A 23,462-nucleotide genomic window follows, 5' to 3' on the forward strand; every position below is an offset into this window, starting at 1 on the left:
TGATAAAAATAATTTTATCTTCCTCATACTTTAATTTTATTAATTTTTAAATTCTATACTCTTATTAATTTTTTATTATTGGAGTATATTTATGCTAGAGAAAAAAATAATCAAACTGATCCTTTCGAGGTGGAATTACGGAGACTTTAAAGTTGTTTTTTGGGATAAAGAAGAATTAATTTTAGGTGATAATCAACCTAAATTTTCTTTGATTTTAAAAGAAAAAATTCCTTTTTTTGTTTTATTTAAAGATATAAGTTTAGTTTTTGCTCAATATTATATGCAAGGAAAGTTGGATATTGAGGGTGATTATGATGAGATTGCTAAAGTTTTGTATTATTTTTCTAATAAAAAATATTTAAAAAATAAAAATATCTCTAGCAAAATAACTCAAAAAAAAGAAAGTGAAAATATTAAAAGTCACTATGATTTAGGAAATGATTTTTATAAACTTTGGCTTGATGAAACAATGAGTTATTCGTGTGCTTATTTTAAAAATACCAAAGAAACTCTTTATGAAGCACAGCTTAATAAAATTGAACATACCTTAAAAAAGCTTAATTTAAAACCTAAAGAAAAGCTTTTGGATATAGGTTGTGGATGGGGATGGCTTTCTATTATTGCAGCACAAAAATATGATGTTGAAGTTATAGGTATTACAATTTCTAAAGAGCAATATCAAAAAGCTAAAGAAAGAGTTAAAGAATTAGGACTTGAAAATCAAATAGAGATTAGACTTCAAAACTATCAAGATTTAGAATATAATAATTATTTTGATAAAGTTGTTTCTGTTGGTATGTTTGAACATGTTGGTAAAAAAAATTTAGATCTTTATTTTACAAAAGTAAAACAAGTATTAAAACCAGGAGGTTTGTTTTTGCTTCATTCTATTTTGTCAATGTTTGAGGGTAAAACTAATGCTTGGATAGATAAGTATATTTTTCCAGGAGGATATTTACCATCTTTAAGAGAGGTTATAAGTATAATGAGCGAATGGGATTTTCATCTTTTATTAGCAGAAAGCTTGAGATTACATTATGCTAAGACTTTGGATATTTGGGCTTATAATTTTAATTTAGTTATTAATCAAGTACGTAAAAAATATGATGAAGAATTTATTAGAATGTGGAATTTATATTTACGTTCTTGTTCTGCGGCTTTTAAAGTTGGAAGTGTAGATTTGTTTCAATTTTTAATCACTAAAGAAATCAATAATGAAATTCCATTAACTAAAGAATATATTTATAAGTAAAAACTAAAATAAAATTTGATAGAATTACCATTTTTGATTTCACACGTATCAATTCTTATTAGCTTTGTAAATAAAAAGGATACGGCGGAATAAAAGCTAAATTTTAAGGAGAAATTATGGTTAGTATGAGAGATTTGTTGGAATGCGGTGTGCATTTTGGACATCAAACAAGAAGATGGAATCCAAAAATGAAAAAATTTATTTTTGGTGAAAGAAAAGGTATCTATGTTATTGATTTGCAAAAAACTTTAAGATATTTTAGATATACCTACAATATAGTTCGCGATGCAGCTGCTGAGGGAAAAACTATATTATTTGTTGGAACCAAAAAACAAGCAGGTGGAGCTATTAAAGAATATGCTGAAAAATGCGGAATGCCTTATGTTAATCATCGTTGGCTTGGCGGCATGATGACAAATTTTGGTACTATTCGTCAATCAATAAGAAAATTAGAAGTTATAGAAAAAATGGAAGAAGATGGAAGTATTAAACTTTTAACAAAAAAAGAAGCCTTAATGCTTACAAGAAAAAAAGAAAAATTACTTGCATATTTAGGTGGTATTCGTTATATGAAAACTCAACCTGATATGATTTTTGTTATTGATACTGTAAAAGAAAAAATTGCTGTTACAGAGGCTAATAGACTTGGAATTCCTGTTGTAGCTCCTCTTGATACAAATTGTGATCCAGATTTAGTTACTTATCCTATCCCAGGAAACGATGATGCCATTCGTTCTGTTCAACTATTTTGTCAAGAAATGGCTGAAGCAATCAATGAAGGTAAAGCTTTAAGAGAGCAAGATGGATTAGAGCAAACAGAACAAAAAGATGAAATTTCTGAAAGTGAAAAAAAAGAAATTATTGATGAAGTAATGAGTGAAGAAGATTTTAAGGAGCAAGAATAATGGCTGAAATTTCTGCACAAATGGTAAAAGAACTGCGTGAGAGCACTGGCGCAGGAATGATGGATTGTAAAAACGCTTTAAAAGAAAGTAATGGAGATTTTGATAAAGCTGTTCAGATTTTACGAGAAAAAGGACTTGGTAAAGCTGCTAAGAAAGCAGATCGTTTGGCAGCTGAAGGTTTAATCAGTGTTAAAGTGAGTGATGATTTTAAAACTGCGACTTTAAGTGAGATTAATTCGGAAACAGATTTTGTTGCAAAAAATGATCAATTTATTATTCTAACAAAAGAAACAACTGAACATATACAAATTAATGATTTAAAAAATAACGAAGAACTTAAAAATAGTAAGATTAACGGAGTTTCTTTTGAAGATTACTTAAGAACTCAAATTGCTACTATTGGAGAAAATTTAGTTGTAAGAAGATTTGAAACCATTAAAGCAAATGACCAAAAAGGTATAGTTAATGGTTATATTCATACCAATGGTCGCGTTGGTGTTATCATTGCAGCAAATTGTGAAAATGAAGCAGTAGCTCAAAAATCAAAAGATTTCTTAAAACAACTTTGTATGCATATAGCTGCTATGAAACCTAGCTATTTAAGCTATGAAGAGCTTGATATGGAATTTATTGAAAATGAATATAAAGCTTTGGTAGCTGAACTTGAAAAAGAAAATGAAGAAAGACGTCGTTTAAAAGATCCAAATAAGCCAGAGCATAAAATTCCTAAATTTGCAAGTAGAAAACAACTCAATGAAACTATTTTAAAACAAGTTGAAGAGGATATTAAAGCAGAACTTAAAGCACAAAATAAACCTGAAAAAATCTGGGCAAATATCATTCCTGGAAAAATTAATAGTTTTATAGCTGAGAATTCTCAACTTGATAGTAAATTAACCCTTATGGGACAATTTTATGTAATGGATGATAAAAAAACAATTGAACAAGTAATCGCACAAAAAGAACAAGAATTTGGTGGAAAAATTCAAATTGTAAAATTTGTTCGCTTTGAAGTTGGTGAAGGCTTAGAGAAAAAGACTGAAGATTTTGCTGCAGAAGTTGCCGCACAAATGAGCTAATATGGAACTTTTAAGAGCGGAGAAAATCACCCATAGTTTTGATTATCCGCTCTTTAAAGATTTAGATTTAAATATTTATCCAAAAGATTGTATTGCCATACAAGGAAGTAGTGGATGTGGAAAATCTACTCTTTTGCATATTTTATCTTCTTTATTAAAACCAAATTATGGAAGTGTTTTTTATAAAAATCAAAATTTATATGACATTAGCGAAAAAGAAAAGATAAAAATAAGGCGTTATGAATTTGGCATTATTTTTCAAACTCATTATCTTTTTAAAGGCTTTTCAACTTTAGAAAATATAGAATTAGCAAGTATTTTATCTGGCTATGAGCTTGATAGAGTTTTACTAGAAAAATTAGGAATTGCAAAACTTTTAAATCAAAAAATTACTAAATTAAGCGGAGGACAACAACAAAGAGTAAGTATTGCAAGAGTGCTTTGTAAAAAACCAAAAATCATATTTGCAGATGAGGCAACAGGGAATTTAGATTTTGATAATGCTAAAAATGTAATTGAAATTTTAATTGATTATGTAAAGGAAAATAATGCTGCATTATTTTTTGTAACACATGATAATCAATTGGCTAAATTTTGTGATAAAACTTATACTTTAAACTCTTATGGAATTTGTTAATTATTTAGGCGATAAAAATGTAGTTACTTTTATGCTTTTGTTTGCAAGATTAAGTGGTCTTGTAGTTTTTTTTCCTTTTTTTTCTCATAATGTTATCCCTACAGTCATAAAAACTACTATTGTTTTATTTTTAACTATGTTTTTATTTCCTTTTGCAAAATTAGAAGCTTTACATTTAGATTCTTTTTTTATTTTGCAAATTTTAAGTGAAGTGATCTTTGGAATGATAGCTGGACTTATGTTGCAAATTATTTTTGCCATTATAATGATGGCAGGAGAGCAAATAGCCTTTACCATGGGTTTTACTATGGCAAGTGTTATTGATCCTTCTTCTGGAACTAATATGCCTATAACTTCTCAAATTTTACATTTGATTGCTTTATTATTTTTTCTTGCTTTCGATGGCCATCATTTAATGCTTTTATTTTTAAAGTATTCTTTAGGATCTATTACTTTAGGAGGATTTTATCCGAGTGAAAATTTATTAACATATCTTAATCAAGGTATTTTAAATATTTTTATTATAGGATTTACTATGTCTTTTCCTATTTTGGCGATCTCTTTACTTTCTGATGTTATTTTTGGACTTTTAATGAAAACTATGCCTCAATTTAATCTTTTAGTTATTGGTTATCCTATTAAGATAGCTTTAGGTTTTATAGTATTAATTGCAATTTTACTTGTAATGATGCAATATTTTAAACAATTAATTATACAAGTTTTTTCAAATATGCAAACTCTATTTTTTGTATAAGGTAATAATAAATGAAATTATCATAAAATAAAAATTATTTTTCAAGGATAAAGTGATGAAAATTTTACTTTTAAATGAAAACCCTGTTGTATCAAAACTTGTAAGACTTAGTGCAAAAAAGATGTCTTATGATTTTGAAGAAGCAAATATTTATACAGATGATTTAGGTGTATATGATATTATAATTATAGATGGTGATATAAAAGAAGATATTGAAATATTAAAACAAAAATGTTCTAAACTTATAGTTTTAACATCGCGTAATCAAAAAATTGATATTAAAAATATAAAAATTTTACAAAAGCCTTTTTTGCCAACAGATCTTTTAAATATTTTAAATAACGATAGTTTAGATACCACTCAAGTTTTAGATACTCAAGTTTTTCTTGAAGATAAAAATGAAGAACCATTACAACAAAATAATGACAATGTAGAAGAAAATGAATTAAGTATTGATGATTTGACCTTGGATGAAGATGAGATAAATCAAAGAATTCAAGATGAAAAAGCAACAGATATAATAAGCAAAGAAGAGCCAATAGTTAAAGATCAAAGCGATAATTTAGAATTAGTCCACGATGATGAAATAAATGATAATATTGAAGAAAGTAAAAACAAAGCACAAAATGAAAATTTAAATAATGAAGATTTAAATTTAAATATCCAAGAAGAAGCTACAATAGATGAGGAAAATAATTTAAACGATCATATAGATTTAAAAAATCAAGATGAAAAAGTAATGGATACAACAAACGAAGAAGAAATAACAGCTAAAGATTTAAGTGATGTTTTAGAGCTAGTTCATGATGATGAAACAAATGATGACATTGAAAACAAAGATGAAAAACAAAATGAAAATTTAAATGATGAAGATTTAAATTTAAATATCCAAGAAGAAGCTACAATAGATGAGGAAAATAATTCAAACGATCATACAGATTTAAAAAATCAAGATGAAATTCAAGATAAAAAAGCAATAGATGCAATAAGTGAAGAAGAAATAACAGCTAAAGATTTAAGTGATGTTTTAGAGCTAGTTCATAATGATGAAATAAATGATGATACTAAAGAAAATGAGAAGCAACAAAATATATCTCAAACAAAAACAGACCAACAAGAATTATTATCACATCAAGATGATGAATATCCTATAGTAGAAGAAGAAATTAAAGAAATTGATTTTGATGATTTACCTAAAGATGCTGAATTTTTAGGACAAAATAAAGACGAAGAAAAAAACACAGAAGATTTTTTACCTATAGTAGAAGAAGAATTAAAAGAAAAAGAGAATTTAGATGAAAATATTATTAATCCTGATTTAAGCGCCCAAGATCAAATCAAAGAAGAACTCGCTGCGCTTGATGAACTAGATGACAATATAAAAGAAAATGATAGTACTAAAATATTAGATAATTTCAAACAAGAATCAATTTTGGGAGATGAAATTTTACCAGCGTTTGACAATGAAGAACTTGTTGTTCCAAAGATACAATATGATGATTTTGAAGAATTAAAAGAAAGTGAAATTCAACAAGCTTTAGGAGAAAAGGTTATACAAGATTCTCAAATTTCTGACAAAACAGATAATCAAGATAGCAATAGAGAAAAAATGGTCAATGAATTAAGTCAAAGTATAGCTCAAACAATCTCTTCAAGCATTAAAGATGATACCTTAAAAGCAGCATTAAAAGGTATGAATATGAATATAAACATTAAAATAAGTTTTGAGGATACAAAAGGTTGAAAGGTTTTATTTTAGTTATATCAGGTCCAAGTGGAGCAGGTAAATCTACTCTTTTAAATAAACTTTTTAAAGAATTTAATGATGAGCTTTATTTTTCCATTTCTTCTACAACAAGAAAACCAAGAGAAGGAGAAATTCACTCAAAGCATTATTATTTTATTTCTAAAGATGAGTTTGAACAAGGTATAAAAGAAGGATATTTTTTAGAATGGGCAAAAGTTCATGAAAACTACTATGGAACTTCTTTAAAAAATACAATTGATGCATTAGAAAATGGCAAAATTGTGATTTTTGATATAGATGTTCAAGGTTTTAGTATCGTTAAGAAAAAATTAGCTAATAAGCTTGTTTCTGTTTTTATAACAACAAAAAATAAAGAAGAGTTAAAACAAAGACTTATTAAGCGAAATACTGATACAATAAACGTATTGCAAAAAAGATTAGAAAATGCAAGCGAAGAAATGAAATGGATTGAAAATTATGATTATTTAATTGTTAATGATGATTTAGAAGATAGTTATGAAAAGCTAAGGACTATTCTAAAAGCTCAAAAAATTAAAGTTCAAAATCAAAATTTAAATCAATTTCAAATTAATTGGAACAAAGGAGATTAATTATGCATATGCCAAGCGGAACCCAATGGTTGATTATTTTACTAATTGTTGTATTGCTTTTTGGAGCAAAAAAAATTCCAGAACTTGCAAAAGGTTTAGGAAAAGGTATTAAAACTTTTAAAGATGAGATGAATTCAGATGATGATACAGTAGTAAAAAATACTCAAAAGATTGAAGAAAAATCAAATGATACTTTGCAATCAGAAAAACAAAATAAAGATGAATTAAAAGCTTAAGGTTTATTTTGAAAAATATTGTTTTTGAAGAAATTTCTAAAATTTTAGAGTATGATTTTATACTTGAAAATCCCAAAGATAAGAATTTAGCTCATTTTGCTACTCCTTTAGCTTTTTCTTTGGCTAAAACTCTCAAAAAAAATCCTATGCTTATTGCTACGGAATTAGCGCTTAAATTTGAAAATCATCCTTGTTTTGAAAAAGTTGAAGCACTTAATGGATATTTAAATTTTAAAATTTCTAAAGAATTTTTAAATATTTTAGCAACTAAGGCTTTAAAAGATCCTCAAAATTTTACCAAGGGAGAAATTAAAAATCAAAGTTTCTTGCTTGAATTTGTGAGCGCAAATCCAACAGGACCTTTACATATAGGTCATGCTAGAGGAGCTATTTTTGGAGACACTTTAACAAGATTAGCTAGGCATTTAGGCTATAAAATGGATACAGAGTATTATGTTAATGATGCTGGAAATCAAATTTATCTTTTAGGTTTATCGCTTCTTTTAAGTGTAAAAGAGCAATGTCTTAAAGAAAAAATTATATATCCTAATGAGTATTATAAAGGTGAATATATAGCTGAATTGGCTAAAGAAGCTTTTGCTCATTTTGAAAAAAATTTTTTTAAAGAAGAAAATATACCCGTATTAGCTTCGTGGGCTAAAGATAAAATGTTAGATTTAATCAAAAAAGATCTTCAAAAAGCTAAAGTAAACATAGATCATTATTCTAACGAAAGTTCTTATTATAATGCTTTAGATGAAACACTCCAAGTTTTAAAAAAGAATGGAGGAATCTATGAAAAAGAAGGTAAAATTTGGCTTGCATCTACTTTAAAAGGAGATGAAAAAGATCGTGTCATCATAAAAGAAGATGGCAAAGGTGCTTATCTTGCAGCAGATATTGTTTATCACAAAGATAAAATGAGTCGTCCTTATGATAAATGTATCAATATATGGGGCGCAGATCATCATGGCTATATTCCAAGAATGAAAGCAGCTATGGAATTTTTAGGTTTTGATTCTAATAAATTAGAAATCATTCTTACTCAAATGGTATCCTTGCTTAAGGATAAAGAACCTTATAAAATGAGCAAAAGAGCTGGAAATTTTATTTTAATGAGTGAAGTTTTAGATGAGATAGGCACAGATGCTTTAAGATTTATATTTCTTAGCAAAAAATGTGATACACATTTAGAATTTGATATTAATGATCTTAAAAAAGAAGATAGTTCAAATCCAGTTTTTTATATCAATTACGCTCACGCAAGAATTCACCAAGTGTTTATTAAAGCTAAAAAAAATCCACAAGATGTTTTAAATGCTGATTTTTCTTCTTTGAATCAAGAAGGTATTAATTTGGTTTTTGAAAGCTTAAATTTAGAATCTATTTTAAATGATGCTTTTGAGTCAAGGTCTTTGCAAAAACTTCCTGATTATTTGAAGAATTTAGCATCAAATTTTCATAAATTTTATAATGAAAATCGCGTTGTTGGTGCTAAAAATGAAGATTCTTTATTAAAACTTTTTGCTTTAGTTGCTTTAAGTATTAAAACAGGTCTTTTTTTAATGGGAATCGAAGCCAAAGATAAAATGGAATAATCTGCAAAAAATTGCAGATTAGTTTTTTAAAAGTCGAAAATTTCCCCAAGCCAACTTTCTCTTTTTTTCTTTTTATAATAGTTGTTGTGGTGATCATGTTGAGAATGTGAGTTGTAAGATTGGTTATAAGAAGTTATAGTGCTTCTTTCTATTATTTTATCAAGTTCTCCTCGATCAAGCCATACTCCACGGCATTTTGGACAATAATCAATTTCAACTCCATTTCTATCACTCATCATTAAATCGACATTACAAACTGGACATAGCATTAACACTCCTTAAAAAATAAAAAATTATAATCATAAAATTTAAATCATTTGTTTCAAATTGATAAAATACTATTTTTAAGATATAATAAAGAAAACTAAATAAAAATTAAATATTTAATTGAAGGTTTTAGAATAAGTGCTTCCAAGATGGGATAAAAAATATTGTATTGGTCATAAAATAATTGATTCTCAGCATAAAAAGCTTTTTGAACTCGCACAAAATGTTGAATCCGCCTTTTATCGTTATGTTAAAAGAGAAGAACTTAAACAATTACTTATTGAGCTTTTTTATTATATTAAAGAACATTGCGAAGATGAAGAACAATATATGAGAGAAATCAACTATCCTCATTATGAACAACATTGCAAAATTCATCAACAAACCATAAGCAATATGATAAGTATGATTAAAGATATTAAATCTACAAATGATCTTAAGGAAAAATTTTATAAAGCCATTAAACATAAATTTATAGAACATATAATTTATGAAGATATGGAAATTGCAAAATGGAAAAGTAGATTAGATTTTATAGAAAATAGAATTTTAGATGATGATTTAACTTTTGAAGAGTGTTTGGCTTATTATACTTGCGAATGTGAAGATTTTATTCATAAAGTTCCTTTGAGTATCCATTATAAAATTCAATCAGGTGCAACACAATTTAAATGCAAAAAGTGTAAAGCGATTTTAAAATTTTCCGATCAAGATAAAGAATAAAAGTTTTTATTAAAAGTGTAAATTTTAGGATAAATTATGTGCGAATTATTATTAGATGATGACGAGTATAAGCTAATTCCAAGATGGGATAAAAAATATTGTATTGGTCATAAAATAATTGATTCTCAGCATAAAAAGCTTTTTGAACTCGCACAAAATGTTGAATCCGCCTTTTATCGTTATGTTAAAAGAGAAGAACTTAAACAATTACTTATTGAGCTTTTTTATTATATTAAAGAACATTGCGAAGATGAAGAACAATATATGAGAGAAATCAACTATCCTCATTATGAACAACATTGCAAAATTCATCAACAAACCATAAGCAATATGATAAGTATGATTAAAGATATTAAATCTACAAATGATCTTAAGGAAAAATTTTATAAAGCCATTAAACATAAATTTATAGAACATATAATTTATGAAGATATGGAAATTGCAAAATGGAAAAGTAGATTAGATTTTATAGAAAATAGAATTTTAGATGATGATTTAACTTTTGAAGAGTGTGCTATCGATGATAATATTCAAAATTTAACCTTTGAAGAATGCCAAGTTTATTGCACTTGTAAATGTAAAAATTTTATTCACCAAGTCCCTTTAAGTATTTATCATAAAGTTCAAACTGGAACTACGCAATTTAAATGTAAATTTTGCAAAGCGATTTTAAAATTCCATCATCAAGATGAATGATTATTTTCTTCTATGAATTTTTGCGTGTCTTGTCATCATAAAGCTTTGTTCAAAAAATATCAGTAAAGTTACACTTACTCCTATAGCTAAAGCTAAGGTAACAGATAAAGTTGTAAAAGCATAGTCAAAAAAACTTATTAAATACGTAGTTTTTAGTTCCATACTTTCGCTTCTTATAAAAGAAATCAGATTTAATATTGCCTTATAAGCATAAATTCCAGGTATCATAGGTATAAGGGCTGGAAAAACTATAATTTCAGCAGGTGTTTTAAACATTTTAGCCAATGCTATACTTAAACATCCTATAAAAAATGAAGCTAAAAAAGTTGCTATAGCTAAAGTTTGAAAATGCAAATACTCAATCAAAACAAAACGAAATCCGTGTGCGATAGCAGCAAGCAATGCTGAGAGCATTAAGGTTTTTAAAGGAGGGTTGCAAGCATACGCAAAACCAAGTCCAGCTATAGCAGCAAAAAACATATCCCCAATTATCGAAGTAAGACTAATCATTTTAAAATTCCAAGATTTGAAATGCTTAAAGTCATATAAATTCCTATACTAATACAACAAACCAAAATCACCACGCTTATAATACGACTAAGTCCCATTAGAATGTGATCTTTAAGTATATCGATGATAGAATTTATAAAAAATACACCAGGAGTAAGATATAAAATGCTAGATCCTAAAGCAATATTAGATTCTTTAACAAGATCTAAATTTATACCTAAAAATACGATCCAAGAAGTGATAAAAGAACAAAAAATATATTGAATTTTTATATTTATTTTCAATCGTGTAAAAATATATCTAAAAAAAAGTCCTATCAAAGTTCCAACAAGCACAAATAAACAGCCACCAAAATCTCCACCAAAAAGCCTGCAAAAAGCAGAATTAGCAATGGATATAAACAAAATTCTACTAAGAGAAGAATGCTTTTTTTGTGAAATTATTTCTTTAAAAGTTTCTTGTGCATAATCTAAAGGATATCTTTTATCATAAATAGCCCAACTAAGCGCACTAAGATCGGAGATAAGTTTAAAATTTATATTTTCACTTTTAGTTGGAACCACGTAAGTTCTTTGTGAAGATTTATCACTTCTATCTACAATATTAAGTGTAAAATGGTGAAAAAAGAAATTAATATGTATTTCATATCCATAAACACGTGTTATTCTCTCAACGCATTTTGCAACTCTTGATGTATATGTTCCAGAGCTTAACATTATGCCAACATACTCAATTAAAAAATTTGTTAAGGTTTGGATATTTGGTTTTTGCATCTTTATTGCTTTAAAAAATTATTTTTTTTTGAAATCTAAATTATAACAAAAATTTTAAAATTAAAGATTAATATTAATTTTTAATATTTTAATTCTATATTAAGAATTATAATTTAAAAAGCGTTATCATAAAAAAATTAACAAATAATTTTTTTTATAATTTTTTTGCTATAATTATACTTAACATTGACAAAAATGTAACAATTTTAAGGAGATTAAATGAAAACGAAGTTTTCGGTTATTTTAAGTGCTTGTCTTCTTTCATCTTCTTTGCTTTATGCAAAAGCTGATGATGAGATCACAAAACTTCAAAAACAACTTGCACAAATTCAAAAAGAAATTGAGCAGTTAAAAAAAGAAAAAGAAGCTCAGGCTAAAAAAAATGAAGAAGTAAGAGCTGAGCTTGATGATTTAAGCGATAGAGCTGATGCAAATGAATTTCAAGCAGCTTTAAGTAAAGTAAAATTTGGTCTTGAATTTTCAACTGCTGTATCAAATACAAATTTCAATCATATCCCTTATACAGAAGGTGCAACAAGTGGATATAAAGATTATAGCGTTAATAACAAATGGATGATGGAGCTTCATTTAAATATGAATGCTGATATCAACGATAGAACTAAATTCTATGGACGTTTATCTATGGCTAAAAACTGGTCTCAAATGGGCTGGAGTGGCTTACCATATGATCTAGATGCAGGAAGAAACACTAGAACAAGTGGAGCTGTACTTTATGTAGATAGAGCTTATCTAGATTACTATATCACTCCAAATTTAATCGCTACTATAGGACGCCAACCAGGAACAGATGGTCCAGGAAGCAACCTAAGAAACAATGCTTTAAGACAATCAACTTATCCAGCTTTAGCTATCAATGCTCTAGGCGATGCTGCGGTTTTAACTTATAAGCCAGAAAGCTTACAAGATTATAAAGTAGCTATGCGTGCTGCTTATGGTAAAACTTATCAATGGGATGAAGAAGGTAAAGTAAGAGACTGGATGAGCGATCAAAAAGATGCTGATGCTAATCTTTACTATGCTGCAGTAGAAGGACAACTTCCTATAGAGGGTATGGGGGATAACTTATTACTTCTTAATGTAGCTTATATTAGCGACTTTTCACTTCCTATTGACGCTGGTGCTCTTAATACTGCAATTGGTGGTGCTGGTGTTAAAAATCTTGGTGATGCCACTATAGCAAATATTCATTTTGAAAACTACAAAGCTTTTGGAACAAATTTTAATTGGTTTACTTCTTTAGGGTACTACAATGGAAGCAATGCTAATACATCTTGGTTGCCTAGCAATGCTCAATTAGCAAATGGTTTAAAATTTAACGAAGAAGATGGTTATGCTGTGCATGTAGGTGGACGCTATGATTTCACTCAAGCTTTAAAAGTGGGTTATGAGTTTTTCTGGGGAAGCAGATACTGGTATACTATGAGTCGTCCAAGTATCAACGATCCATTAAATATCAGAATGACAAGAGGAACAGCTCACGATGTTTATGTGATTTATCAACTCGATAGATATCAATTCTTAAGACTTAGCTACACAAATATCCAAAACAAATGGGGAAATCGTGGAATTCCATTAATGGGAGCCAAAAAAGAGAAGTCAAGAGCTGACAATATTATGCTAATGTATAATGTAAAATTCTAAGGAGCTAAATGATGAAAAAAGTAATTTTTGCCTTATTTCTAACTCTTCCAATCTTTGCTTTCGCTAATGATTGCGATGCTTTGATGAAAAAATATGAAGCTCCAGAGCCTGAGTCAAAAACTATGAAACAAGTTGAAAGATGGATTGATAAAAAAGTAAAAGATCCAAAGGATGCTGCTGTTCTTTCAGAGTGTATGATCGCACGTGCTGCTGATAATCCAAATCAAGTTTCAGTTGCAGGTAAATAAAACAACAAAAATTAAAAGCGGTTTTATACCGCTTTTAATCATTTAATTTTTTAAGCTACAATTTCTAAAATTTTTCTTCCAAATTAAGGTCAGTATGCAAGAAATCATTCAGTTTATAGTTGATAGTGCTAGTTCTTTGGGGTATTTAGGCATTATTATTTTAATGACTTTGGAGAGTTGTTTTATACCTTTTCCAAGCGAAGTGGTAATGATACCAGCCGGTTATTTAGCTCATAAAGGCGAGTTTGATATCATTTTTTGTATCTTTAGCGGAGTTTTAGGCTCTGTTTTGGGTGCTTTGATAAATTATTATATTTGTTTTTTATGGGGTAAAAAATTCGTTTTAAAATTTGGAAAATATTTTGGTATCAATGAAAAAAAATTTGCTAAATTCGAAGAATTTTTTTTAAAATATGGAGAAATATCAACTTTTATTTGTAGGCTTTTACCTGGTATCCGTCAATATATCTCTATGCCAGCAGGACTTTCTAAAATGAAGCTTTTAAATTTTATTTTCTTTACAGCCTTAGGAAGTGCCATTTGGGTTAGCATACTTGCATTTTTGGGATATTTTATAGGAGAAAATGAAGAACTTATAAAAACTTATTTAAATCAAATTTTAATTTTTATTATAATATTTTGTCTTATCGTTGTTTTTATCTATGTAAAAGTTAAGATTAAAAAAATAAATTTTAAAAATTATTTTTTTAAAATTTAAATTTAAAAAGAAATATTAAACTTTATTTGCAAGTTTTTATACGATATTTATATCTCTATGCCGGCAGGACTTTCTAAAATGAAGCTTTTAAATTTTATTTTCTTCATAGCCTTAGGAAGTTAGCATACTTGCATTTTTGGGATATTTTTAGAGAAAATGAAGAGCTTATAAAAACTTATTTAAATCAAATTTTATTTTTATCTTATTATTTTATTAATGTAAAAAATGTAAAAATTTTCTAAATCAAAAGATTATTATCCAGTTTTTTATACTTATAAATTTATTTTTATATTAAATTCTTGCAATAAAATTTTTAAAGCTAAGTTTATAAAAATATTATTAAAAGTTAGGCAAAGCTTTATTTTAAGAAAATCTAAGCAAATTTTAGATATCATCAAAGTTTATTTTATTTTAAAGAAAGGAATTATTGTGCCTACCATAAATCAATTGGTTAGAAAAGAGCGTAAAAAAGTTTTAGAAAAATCTAAATCTCCAGCGCTTAAAAATTGTCCGCAAAGAAGGGGAGTTTGTACTAGGGTTTATACAACAACACCTAAAAAACCAAACTCAGCGTTAAGAAAAGTTGCCAAAGTAAGGCTTACAAGTGGCTTTGAAGTCATTAGTTATATAGGTGGTGAGGGTCATAACCTTCAAGAGCACAGCATAGTATTAGTGCGTGGTGGAAGGGTTAAAGACTTACCAGGTGTTAAGTATCATATCGTGCGTGGTGCATTGGATACTGCTGGTGTTGCAAAAAGAACAGTTTCTCGTTCTAAATATGGTGCTAAGCGTCCTAAAGCAGGTGCTGCTAAGTAAATTCAAAGACAGACAAATCCGTTTGATTTGATTTTGTTTGAGTAAAATTTAAAATTTGAAGGAAAAAAATGAGAAGAAGAAAATCTCCGGTAAGAGAAGTCTTGCCTGATCCGATTTATGGTAACAAAGTAATTACAAAATTTATTAATTCTTTAATGTATGATGGTAAAAAAAGTGTTGCAACAACTATTTTGTATGGTGCTTTAGAAGCTATCGATAAAAAAAGTGGCGAAAAAAAAGGTATTGATGTTTTTAATGAAGCAATTGAAAATATTAAGCCTATTTTAGAAGTTAAATCACGTCGTGTTGGTGGAGCTACTTATCAAGTTCCAGTAGAAGTGCGTCCTGCAAGACAACAAGCTTTAGCAATTCGTTGGATTATTTCTTTTGCAAGAAAAAGAAGCGAAAGAACTATGATAGAAAAACTTGCAGCTGAGTTAATGGATGCTGCAAATAGTAAAGGTGCTTCATTTAAGAAAAAAGAAGATACTTATAAAATGGCTGAAGCAAATAAAGCATTTGCTCACTATCGCTGGTAAGAAAGGGAAAAAATGTCAAGAAGTACTCCTTTAAAAAGAGTTAGAAATATAGGAATTGCTGCACACATTGATGCAGGAAAAACGACAACAAGTGAGAGAATACTTTTCTTTACAGGTATGAGCCATAAAATAGGTGAAGTACACGATGGTGCTGCTACCATGGACTGGATGGAACAAGAAAAGGAAAGAGGTATTACTATTACTTCTGCTGCAACAACTTGTTTTTGGAAAGATCATCAAATCAATCTAATTGATACTCCAGGCCACGTTGATTTTACCATAGAAGTTGAAAGATCTATGCGTGTTTTAGATGGTGCTGTTGCAGTATTTTGTTCTGTTGGTGGTGTGCAACCTCAAAGCGAAACAGTTTGGAGACAAGCTAATAAATATGGTGTTCCAAGAATAGTTTTTGTTAATAAAATGGATAGAATTGGTGCAAATTTCTTCAGAGTAGAAGAGCAAATTCGCGAACGCTTAAAAGCTAATCCAGTTCCACTTCAAATTCCAATAGGCGCTGAAGATAATTTTAAAGGTGTGATTGATCTTATCACAATGAAAGCTTTAGTTTGGGAAGATGAAAACAAACCAACTGATTATGTAGAAAGAGAAATTCCAGCTGAACTTAAAGAACAAGCAGAAGAATATCGTGTAAAAATGATAGAGGCTGTTTCTGAAACTTCTGATGAGCTTATGGAAAAATACTTAGGCGGAGAAGAATTAAGCATAGAAGAAATTAGAGCGGGTATTAAAGCAGGATGTTTAAATCTTTCTATGATTCCTATGCTTTGTGGAACGGCTTTTAAAAATAAAGGGATCCAACCTTTACTTGATGCAGTTATTGCATATTTGCCAGCTCCAGATGAAGTTGCAAATATCAAAGGAGAATATGAAGATGGCACAGAAGTTTCTGTAAAATCAACCGATGATGGAGAATTTGCGGGACTTGCATTTAAAATTATGACAGACCCTTTTGTAGGACAACTTACTTTCGTGCGTGTTTATCGTGGAAGTTTAGAGAGTGGATCTTATGCTTATAATTCAACTAAAGATAAAAAAGAAAGAATAGGGCGTCTTTTAAAAATGCACTCTAATAAAAGAGAAGAAATCAAAGTTCTTTATGCTGGAGAAATCGGTGCTGTTGTAGGACTTAAAGATACATTAACAGGCGATACTTTGGCAAGTGAGAAAGATAAAGTAATCCTTGAGAGAATGGATTTTCCAGATCCTGTTATTTCTGTTGCGGTAGAGCCAAAAACTAAAGCAGATCAAGAAAAAATGTCTATAGCTTTAAATAAATTAGCACAAGAAGATCCAAGCTTTAGAGTTTCAACTGATGAAGAAAGCGGTCAAACTATCATTTCTGGTATGGGTGAGCTACACCTTGAAATTATTGTAGATAGAATGCTACGTGAATTTAAGGTAGAAGCTGAAGTAGGTCAGCCTCAAGTTGCTTATCGTGAAACTATTAGAAAAGTAGTAGAACAAGAATACAAATACGCAAAACAATCAGGTGGTCGTGGTCAATATGGACATGTTTTCTTGCGTCTTGAGCCACTTGATCCAGGTAGTGGATATGAATTTGTAAATGATATTAAAGGCGGGGTTATTCCTAAAGAATATATTCCAGCTGTAGATAAAGGTATCCAAGAAGCTTTACAAAATGGTGTTTTAGCTGGCTATCCTGTTGAAGATGTTAAAGTAACTGTTTATGATGGAAGTTATCACGAAGTAGATTCTTCTGAAATGGCATTTAAACTTGCTGCTTCTATGGGATTTAAAGAAGGTGCAAGAAAAGCAGGAGCTGTGATCCTTGAGCCTATGATGAAAGTTGAAGTTGAAACTCCTGAAGAGTATATGGGAGATGTAATTGGAGATCTTAATAAGCGCCGTGGTCAAGTGAATTCTATGGACGAAAGAGGTGGAAATAAAATCATTACAGCATTTTGTCCTTTAGCTGAAATGTTTGGTTATTCTACTGATCTTAGAAGTCAAACTCAAGGACGTGCGACTTATTCTATGGAATTTGATCATTATAATGAAGTTCCTAAGAATGTTTCTGAAGAAATTATCAAAAAAAGAAATGGATAATTATCTTTAAAATTAGAATTTACCTTTTGGTAAATTCTAAATGTCCTCGTAGCTCAGCTGGATAGAGCACAAAATTCCTAATTTTGAGGCCGTGAGTTCGAATCTCGCCGTGGACACCATATAATAATTCTTAATCTAAAACTATCAAATAAATATCATTTTCAAGCTTTTTAATGTATCCAATTTACTATAATTGTATTTTTTAAAATTATTAGATTATGCACTTAAAATAAAAAAGTTAAATTTAGGCTTTTGCATAAATACAATAAATTATAATGACTTAATATAATAATTTAAACAAAGTAAAAAGGCATATTTTTTAATAAAAAAATATTTTTTAGATATATTTCATAGATTATATTTTTAAAAATCAAAAAAATATTTTAATATTAATTAAATTTAAGTTACAAAACTTTCTACTAATCTTTGCACTAATAAATTCCATCCATCTACTAAAACAAAGATAAGCAACTTAAAAGGTAAGGATATCATAACAGGTGGAAGCATCATCATACCCATTGCCATTAATACAGAGCTTACGACCATATCTATAACTAAAAAAGGAAGATAAATTAAAAAGCCTATTTCAAAAGCTGTTTTTAATTCTGAAATCATAAAAGCTGGCACAAGAACACTTAAAGGAACATCATCTATGGTTTTAGGGTTGGGTAAGTTACGAATTCTATAAAATAAAGCAAGATCTTTTTCTCTTGTATTTTTTAGCATAAATTCTTTAAAAGGTTTAACTCCTTTAGTAAAAGCTTCTTCATAGCCTATTTTCTCTTCTAGATAAGGTTTAACTGCTTCGTTATATGATTTTGTAGCCACAGGTTCCATAATGAAAAAAGTTAAAATAAGAGCAAGAGTTATTAAAATAGTATTAGGTGGCATACTTTGCGTTCCCATAGCTTGCCTTAAAAAAGAAAAAACAACAATCAAACGCAAAAAAGAAGTCATAACAAAGATAATACTTGGAGCTAAAGCAAGTATAGTTAAAACAATGATAATATTTAAAGTTGTTACAAGCTGATTTGGGGTATCAGGAGCGCTTAAGCTTAAATTTACAGTAGGAATTGTTGCTTCTGGAGCAGCAAAAAGACTTAAAGAAAATAAAAATAATACAAGAATTTGCTTCAAATTTTTTAACCTTTGGAATTTCTTTTTTTTGGTTTATTTATAATTTTAATTTTATCTTTAGATGATTTAAAACAAGTTTAACTTTGGTCTTTGATAAACTTTGCTTAACTTTAAGCTGGTAAAATACTTTATAAAATTTCAAATAAGGTTTTAAATGCAAAGTTCTATTTTAATTTTAGCTGCTGGACTTGGAACAAGAATGAAATCCAACAAGCCAAAAGTTTTGCAAAAGATATGTGGAAAAAGTATGATTTTACATATACTTGAGAAAGCTTTTAAGATAAGCGATGATGTAAGTGTAGTTTTATCTCACGAAAAAGAATTAATTGAAAAAGAAATTTTAGAGCATTTTCCAAAAACGCAAATTTTAGAACAAGATTTAAACCATTTTCCTGGAACGGCAGGAGCTTTAAAAAATTATACTCCAAAAGCAAAACAAACACTAATTTTATGTGGAGATATGCCTTTAATTAAAGAGCAAAGTTTAAAAAAGCTTCTTGATACAAGTTATAGTTTTAATGTTGCAATTTTTAATGCTAAAGATCCTAAAAATTATGGAAGAGTAATCTTAAAAGAGAATTCTTTAGAAAAAATTGTTGAATTTAAAGATGCAAATGAGGAAGAAAAAAATATTTCTCTTTGTAATGCAGGAGTTTATGCTATAGATTCAGAACTTTTAATGCAAGTTTTGCCTTTAATTGATAATAAAAATGAAGCTAAGGAATATTATTTAACCGATGCGATTAAGCTTGCTAGAGAAAAGGGTATTTTAATATCTCCTATTTTTGTTGATGAATTTGAATTTATGGGTGTTAATGATAAATTTGAGTTGAGTAAGGCTGAAGAATTAATGCAAGATGAGCTTAAGAAGTATTGGATGAAGCAAGGAGTAATTTTTCATTTGCCTCATACGATTTATATTGATTGTGAAGTTCGTTTTGAGGGCGAATGCGAAATTTATGAAAATGTTCGTATTGAAGGAAAAAGTCTTATTGTAAATTCTATTATTAAGAGTTCTTGTGTGATTGAAGATAGTGAAGTATTTAATAGCGATATAGGACCTTTGGCTCATCTTAGGCCTAAAAATATAATTAAAAATTCACATATTGGAAATTTTGTAGAATGCAAAAATGCAAAATTAAATAAAATTAAAGCAGGGCATTTAAGTTATCTTGGGGATTGTGAGATCGATGAAGGCACTAATATAGGTTGTGGTGTTATTACTTGTAATTATGATGGTATTAAAAAACATAAAAGCATTATAGGCAAAAATGTTTTTATTGGTTCAAATTCAGAACTTATAGCCCCTGTTAAGATAGAAGATGATGTGATTATAGCGGCTGGAAGTTGTGTTGATAGAAAAGTGGAAAAAGGAGCTTTATTTATTAATAGAGCCACTAGTAAAATAGTTAAAGACTATTTTTATAAAAAATTTCAATGAAAACTTTACTTTTAGCAATTAGTGGAAGCATAGCTTTTTATAAAGCTTACGAGTTGATATCTTTATTTAAAAAGGAAGGCTTTAAAGTTAAAGTTTTATTAAGCAATGGGGTTTTAAAGTTTGCTTCTAAAATGAGTTTTGAAGCTCTTTGTGATGAGGTTTTGTGTGAAGAGAATGAAACTTGGAAAAATTCAAATAATCATATAGCTTTCAGTAAAGATTGCGATCTTATACTTTTTGCACCTGCAAGTGTTAATTCTATCAATAAACTTGCTTTAGGAATTTGTGATAATTTATTTATACAAACTTTAATTGCAGCTAAACTTCCTTTGATTATCGCTCCAGCAGCAAATACAAATATGTATTTACATTTTAGTGTGCAAAATTCTTTAAAGCTTTTAAAAGAGCAAGGTGTTTTGATAATAGATCCTATTTGCAAAAGACTTGCTTGTAATGATGAGGGTATAGGTGCATTAGCAGAAGTTTTAGATATTTTTAATATTACTAAAAGAGAGCTTTTAAAAGAAAAATTCTTTATAAATAAAAGCGTTGTTGTAACTGGTGGAGGCACAAGAGAAAAAATTGATGAGGTAAGATGTATTAGCAATTTTTCAAGCGGACTTATGGCTAAAGCCATAGCAGATGCTTTTTATTTTTTAGGTGCTAAGGTTATTTTTTTAAGTAGTATAGACTTTAAAACTCCTTATAAACTTTTTAAATTTGAAAGTTCGAAAGATTTAAAAGAACTTTTAATAAAAAATAAAAATGAAGATTTTTTGATAATGAGTGCTGCTGTCAGTGATTTTGTCCCCATAGTGCATAAAGGAAAGATTAAAAAAAATGATTATTTAAAAGGTTTAGAACTTAAACTTTTACCTAATGAAGATTTGCTTAAAAATTTAGATTTTAAAGGTAAAAAAATAGGATTTAAATTAGAACTTGATGAAAAAGATGCTATAAAAAATGCTAAAAATTCATTAAAAGATAAAAAGCTTGATATGATATGTTTAAATATTTTAAAAGAAAAAAATTCTTTTGGATCTAATTTAAATGAATTATTGTGTATTAGTGCAAAAGATGAGATATTATTTTCTATGCAAGATAAAAAAAGTCTAGCCTATAAACTTGCTTATAAATGTAAAGAGTTATGAGTATTATTAATCCAATATTACCTATACAAATTGAAGTTCTTGCTAAATCAGGTTATGGGCATTATACCTTACTTATTAACAATAAAAAAGTTCAGACTAAGAGTATGATTGAACTTGAAGTTGGGGTGCAATATTTAGTAGAGCTTTATAATGATAATGGTGGAATAATTGAATTTAAAAACCTTTATAAAAAACCTAATATAGCTTTTTTTGAGGAAGGTTTATCTTTAATAACAAGTCTTTTAGAAGAAGAAATAGATTTTAAAAAATTTATTTTACAAAATCTTATAGAATGTAAAGATAGACAAAAATATCATATTTTAAAAGAAATGCTTTTTGCAAGTTTTGAAAATATATATCATATTCCTTTTGTTTTTGAAAATAAAGCCGCTCTTTTGCAAATGAAAAAAGATAAATTTTTAGAAATTTATCTTTTTTTTAGTGTTTTTGGACCTTTAAGAATTCTTATTAAAGAAGATGAAATTTTAATTAAAACACCTTTTTTAAAAGTGCAAAAATTTTTAAGTGAGCATTTAAAATTACAGGTTTTACAGGATGTAAATATAAAACCTTTGTTTATATTTAAAAAATTATTTGATTTTAAAGGATGAAAATGAATAAATTAAAACACCTTGCCATTGTAATGGATGGTAATAGACGTTGGGCTAAAGCTAAAGGAGTTTTAGCAAAATTAGGCTATTCTCAAGGTGTTAAAACAATGCAAAAAATTATGGAAGTTTGCGTTGAGGAAGGAATTTCAAATTTAAGTCTTTTTGCCTTTAGTACTGAAAATTGGGGACGCCCAAAAGATGAGGTTGAATTTATTTTTAAACTTTTAGATCGCTGTTTAGATGAGGCTTTAGAAAAATTTGAAAAAAATAATGTTTGCTTAAAAGCAATTGGTGATTTATCAAGACTTGATAAAAATTTAAGAGAAAAAATAGCTTTGGTTGAAGAAAGAACAAAGCATTGTAATTTACTCTATATCAATTTAGCTATTTCTTATGGATCTAAAAATGAAATTGTTAGAGCTGCAAAACGGGTATTAGAAAAAGGTTTAGAGCTTAATGAGGAAAATTTAAGTAAGAATTTAGATTTGCCTTTAGATGTAGATTTGCTTCTTAGAGTGGGCAATGCTAAAAGACTTTCTAACTTTTTATTATGGCAATGTGCTTATGCTGAAATATATTTTAGTGAAACTTTATTTCCAAGTCTTACTAAAAGAGAGTTTAAAAAGATTATAAAAGATTTTAAAAATCGCGAAAGAACTTTTGGTTTATGATAGTTTTTTTGCTGATTTTAGGAGCAAGTTTAGGTTCTTTTTGTAAAGCTTTAGCTGATCGCATTATTTATAAGCAAAAGATTTTTTCTCCTAGATCTTTTTGTTTTAATTGTAAAAAGAAATTAGGAATTTTAGAATTAGTTCCTATTTTTTCTTATCTTTTTTTAAAAGCAAAATGTAAATATTGTAAAAATAAAATTCCTTTTGAGATATTTTTAAGTGAAATAGTCGGTATTTTTTTAATTTGTATTGCTTATTTTTACAATGTAAATTTATATGATTTTATTGTTTTTTCTTTTTTTATTTTCAATTTATTTTTACTTTCTTTAATCGATATAAAATTAAAGGCTGTTCCAGAAATTTTACTTTGGAGTGCTTTTTTTCTTGCTGGTTTTTATACTTTTAAAATAGAAGAAATTTTTTATATCTTTGTTTTTGAAAGTTTAAAAGAAGGATTTTTATTTTATGCTATAAGTTTTTCTGGAATTTTATTTTTATTTAAAAGTTTTATTCTTTTTTTAACTAATTTAAAAAGAGAAAACAAAATACTTGATAATCTAGGAGATGCAGATATTATTATAATTGCTTGTAT

General features: G+C 28.0%; 26 protein-coding genes and 1 tRNA gene. 23 read left to right on the forward strand and 4 right to left on the reverse strand.

Features of this window, described 5'->3' with window-relative positions:
- Positions 1 to 91 precede the first annotated feature (91 nt).
- The 9 genes from JG677_RS00945 (at position 92) to argS (ending at position 8,819) form a co-directional block, all read left to right on the forward strand.
- Positions 92 to 1,252 carry an SAM-dependent methyltransferase gene (locus tag JG677_RS00945; RefSeq protein ID WP_200284689.1) on the forward strand — a complete coding sequence of 387 codons (1,161 nt, stop codon included), beginning with the start codon at positions 92 to 94 and terminating at the stop codon, positions 1,250 to 1,252.
- A gap of 116 nt (positions 1,253 to 1,368) precedes the next feature.
- Positions 1,369 to 2,157, forward strand: a complete 789-nt coding sequence (rpsB, locus tag JG677_RS00950) for a 30S ribosomal protein S2 (RefSeq protein ID WP_200169390.1) — start codon at positions 1,369 to 1,371, stop codon at positions 2,155 to 2,157.
- Positions 2,157 to 3,236 (forward strand): translation elongation factor Ts, encoded by a 1,080-nt coding sequence (gene tsf, locus JG677_RS00955; protein ID WP_200217083.1) that lies wholly within the window; start codon positions 2,157 to 2,159, stop codon positions 3,234 to 3,236. Before rpsB ends, tsf begins: the two co-directional genes overlap by 1 nt.
- Before the next feature lies 1 nt (position 3,237).
- Positions 3,238 to 3,873, forward strand: coding sequence for an ABC transporter ATP-binding protein (locus JG677_RS00960; protein WP_200169392.1), 636 nt, complete (start codon positions 3,238 to 3,240; stop codon positions 3,871 to 3,873).
- Positions 3,860 to 4,627: a flagellar biosynthetic protein FliR gene (fliR, locus tag JG677_RS00965; protein ID WP_200169393.1), complete on the forward strand. Its 768-nt coding sequence runs from the start codon at positions 3,860 to 3,862 to the stop codon at positions 4,625 to 4,627. The genes JG677_RS00960 and fliR overlap by 14 nt, the downstream gene beginning before the upstream one ends.
- A gap of 55 nt (positions 4,628 to 4,682) precedes the next feature.
- Positions 4,683 to 6,371, forward strand: coding sequence for a hypothetical protein (locus tag JG677_RS00970; RefSeq protein WP_200284691.1), 1,689 nt, complete (start codon positions 4,683 to 4,685; stop codon positions 6,369 to 6,371).
- Positions 6,368 to 6,985 (forward strand): guanylate kinase, encoded by a 618-nt coding sequence (gmk, locus tag JG677_RS00975; protein ID WP_200169395.1) that lies wholly within the window; start codon positions 6,368 to 6,370, stop codon positions 6,983 to 6,985. Before JG677_RS00970 ends, gmk begins: the two co-directional genes overlap by 4 nt.
- Positions 6,986 to 6,987: 2 nt before the next feature.
- Positions 6,988 to 7,221 carry a Sec-independent protein translocase subunit TatA/TatB gene (locus tag JG677_RS00980; protein WP_200169396.1) on the forward strand — a complete coding sequence of 78 codons (234 nt, stop codon included), beginning with the start codon at positions 6,988 to 6,990 and terminating at the stop codon, positions 7,219 to 7,221.
- 8 nt (positions 7,222 to 7,229) lie between these two features.
- Positions 7,230 to 8,819 (forward strand): arginine--tRNA ligase, encoded by a 1,590-nt coding sequence (gene argS, locus JG677_RS00985; protein WP_200217086.1) that lies wholly within the window; start codon positions 7,230 to 7,232, stop codon positions 8,817 to 8,819.
- Positions 8,820 to 8,845: 26 nt separating this feature from the next.
- Here the strand turns inward: argS and JG677_RS00990 are convergent, their stop codons facing one another.
- Positions 8,846 to 9,088 carry a TFIIB-type zinc ribbon-containing protein gene (locus tag JG677_RS00990; protein WP_200217087.1) on the reverse strand — a complete coding sequence of 81 codons (243 nt, stop codon included), beginning with the start codon at positions 9,086 to 9,088 and terminating at the stop codon, positions 8,846 to 8,848.
- 136 nt (positions 9,089 to 9,224) lie between these two features.
- Here JG677_RS00990 and JG677_RS00995 point away from each other — a divergent pair, with 136 nt between their 5' ends.
- Entirely contained in the window at positions 9,225 to 9,809 is a 585-nt protein-coding gene (locus tag JG677_RS00995; protein WP_200169398.1) for a bacteriohemerythrin, read from the forward strand.
- 36 nt (positions 9,810 to 9,845) lie between these two features.
- Positions 9,846 to 10,505 carry a bacteriohemerythrin gene (locus JG677_RS01000; protein ID WP_200169399.1) on the forward strand — a complete coding sequence of 220 codons (660 nt, stop codon included), beginning with the start codon at positions 9,846 to 9,848 and terminating at the stop codon, positions 10,503 to 10,505.
- Here JG677_RS01000 and JG677_RS01005 read toward each other — a convergent pair whose 3' ends face one another.
- Positions 10,506 to 11,015, reverse strand: a complete 510-nt coding sequence (locus JG677_RS01005; protein ID WP_200284693.1) for a threonine/serine exporter family protein — start codon at positions 11,013 to 11,015, stop codon at positions 10,506 to 10,508.
- Positions 11,012 to 11,788 (reverse strand): threonine/serine ThrE exporter family protein, encoded by a 777-nt coding sequence (locus tag JG677_RS01010; RefSeq protein ID WP_200217088.1) that lies wholly within the window; start codon positions 11,786 to 11,788, stop codon positions 11,012 to 11,014. The genes JG677_RS01005 and JG677_RS01010 overlap by 4 nt, the downstream gene beginning before the upstream one ends.
- Positions 11,789 to 12,007: 219 nt before the next feature.
- On the opposite strand from JG677_RS01010, the gene omp50 reads away from it, so the two are divergent.
- The 7 genes from omp50 (at position 12,008) to JG677_RS01045 (ending at position 17,978) form a co-directional block, all read left to right on the forward strand.
- A complete protein-coding gene (gene omp50 / locus JG677_RS01015; protein ID WP_200284695.1) occupies positions 12,008 to 13,450 on the forward strand; it encodes an outer membrane tyrosine kinase in 1,443 nt (480 codons plus the stop codon).
- An 11-nt stretch (positions 13,451 to 13,461) separates the two neighbouring features.
- A complete protein-coding gene (locus tag JG677_RS01020; RefSeq protein WP_200169444.1) occupies positions 13,462 to 13,698 on the forward strand; it encodes a hypothetical protein in 237 nt (78 codons plus the stop codon).
- Between the two features lie 94 nt (positions 13,699 to 13,792).
- Complete coding sequence (locus tag JG677_RS01025) at positions 13,793 to 14,416, forward strand: DedA family protein (RefSeq protein WP_200284697.1); 624 nt, start codon at positions 13,793 to 13,795, stop codon at positions 14,414 to 14,416.
- A gap of 429 nt (positions 14,417 to 14,845) precedes the next feature.
- The gene (gene rpsL, locus JG677_RS01030; RefSeq protein ID WP_002782934.1) at positions 14,846 to 15,232 is read left to right on the forward strand and encodes a 30S ribosomal protein S12; all 387 of its coding nucleotides are present in this window, start codon (positions 14,846 to 14,848) and stop codon (positions 15,230 to 15,232) included.
- A 68-nt stretch (positions 15,233 to 15,300) separates the two neighbouring features.
- Positions 15,301 to 15,771, forward strand: coding sequence for a 30S ribosomal protein S7 (rpsG, locus tag JG677_RS01035; protein ID WP_200169404.1), 471 nt, complete (start codon positions 15,301 to 15,303; stop codon positions 15,769 to 15,771).
- Positions 15,772 to 15,783: 12 nt separating this feature from the next.
- Positions 15,784 to 17,859 (forward strand): elongation factor G, encoded by a 2,076-nt coding sequence (fusA, locus tag JG677_RS01040; protein WP_200169405.1) that lies wholly within the window; start codon positions 15,784 to 15,786, stop codon positions 17,857 to 17,859.
- 42 nt (positions 17,860 to 17,901) lie between these two features.
- Positions 17,902 to 17,978: transfer RNA gene (locus JG677_RS01045), tRNA-Arg, on the forward strand.
- 280 nt (positions 17,979 to 18,258) lie between these two features.
- Here JG677_RS01045 and fliP read toward each other — a convergent pair.
- Positions 18,259 to 18,996, reverse strand: coding sequence for a flagellar type III secretion system pore protein FliP (fliP, locus tag JG677_RS01050; RefSeq protein ID WP_200169406.1), 738 nt, complete (start codon positions 18,994 to 18,996; stop codon positions 18,259 to 18,261).
- Between the two features lie 154 nt (positions 18,997 to 19,150).
- On the opposite strand from fliP, the gene glmU reads away from it, so the two are divergent.
- The 5 genes from glmU to JG677_RS01075 form a co-directional block, all read left to right on the forward strand.
- A complete protein-coding gene (gene glmU, locus JG677_RS01055; RefSeq protein WP_200169407.1) occupies positions 19,151 to 20,437 on the forward strand; it encodes a bifunctional UDP-N-acetylglucosamine diphosphorylase/glucosamine-1-phosphate N-acetyltransferase GlmU in 1,287 nt (428 codons plus the stop codon).
- Positions 20,434 to 21,588: a bifunctional phosphopantothenoylcysteine decarboxylase/phosphopantothenate--cysteine ligase CoaBC gene (coaBC, locus tag JG677_RS01060; protein WP_200284699.1), complete on the forward strand. Its 1,155-nt coding sequence runs from the start codon at positions 20,434 to 20,436 to the stop codon at positions 21,586 to 21,588. The genes glmU and coaBC overlap by 4 nt, the downstream gene beginning before the upstream one ends.
- On the forward strand, positions 21,585 to 22,199 hold the full coding sequence (locus JG677_RS01065; protein WP_200169409.1) for a hypothetical protein: 615 nt from the start codon (positions 21,585 to 21,587) through the stop codon (positions 22,197 to 22,199). Before coaBC ends, JG677_RS01065 begins: the two co-directional genes overlap by 4 nt.
- Before the next feature lie 2 nt (positions 22,200 to 22,201).
- On the forward strand, positions 22,202 to 22,870 hold the full coding sequence (gene uppS / locus JG677_RS01070) for a polyprenyl diphosphate synthase (RefSeq protein ID WP_200169410.1): 669 nt from the start codon (positions 22,202 to 22,204) through the stop codon (positions 22,868 to 22,870).
- A partial coding sequence (locus JG677_RS01075) for a prepilin peptidase (protein ID WP_200284701.1) occupies positions 22,867 to 23,462 on the forward strand: 596 nt, incomplete at its 3' end. The genes uppS and JG677_RS01075, both read left to right, overlap by 4 nt.

It is taken from the genome of Campylobacter sp. TTU-622 (assembly GCF_016598965.1).
In the GTDB taxonomy this organism is placed as follows: Bacteria; Campylobacterota; Campylobacteria; order Campylobacterales; family Campylobacteraceae; genus Campylobacter_D.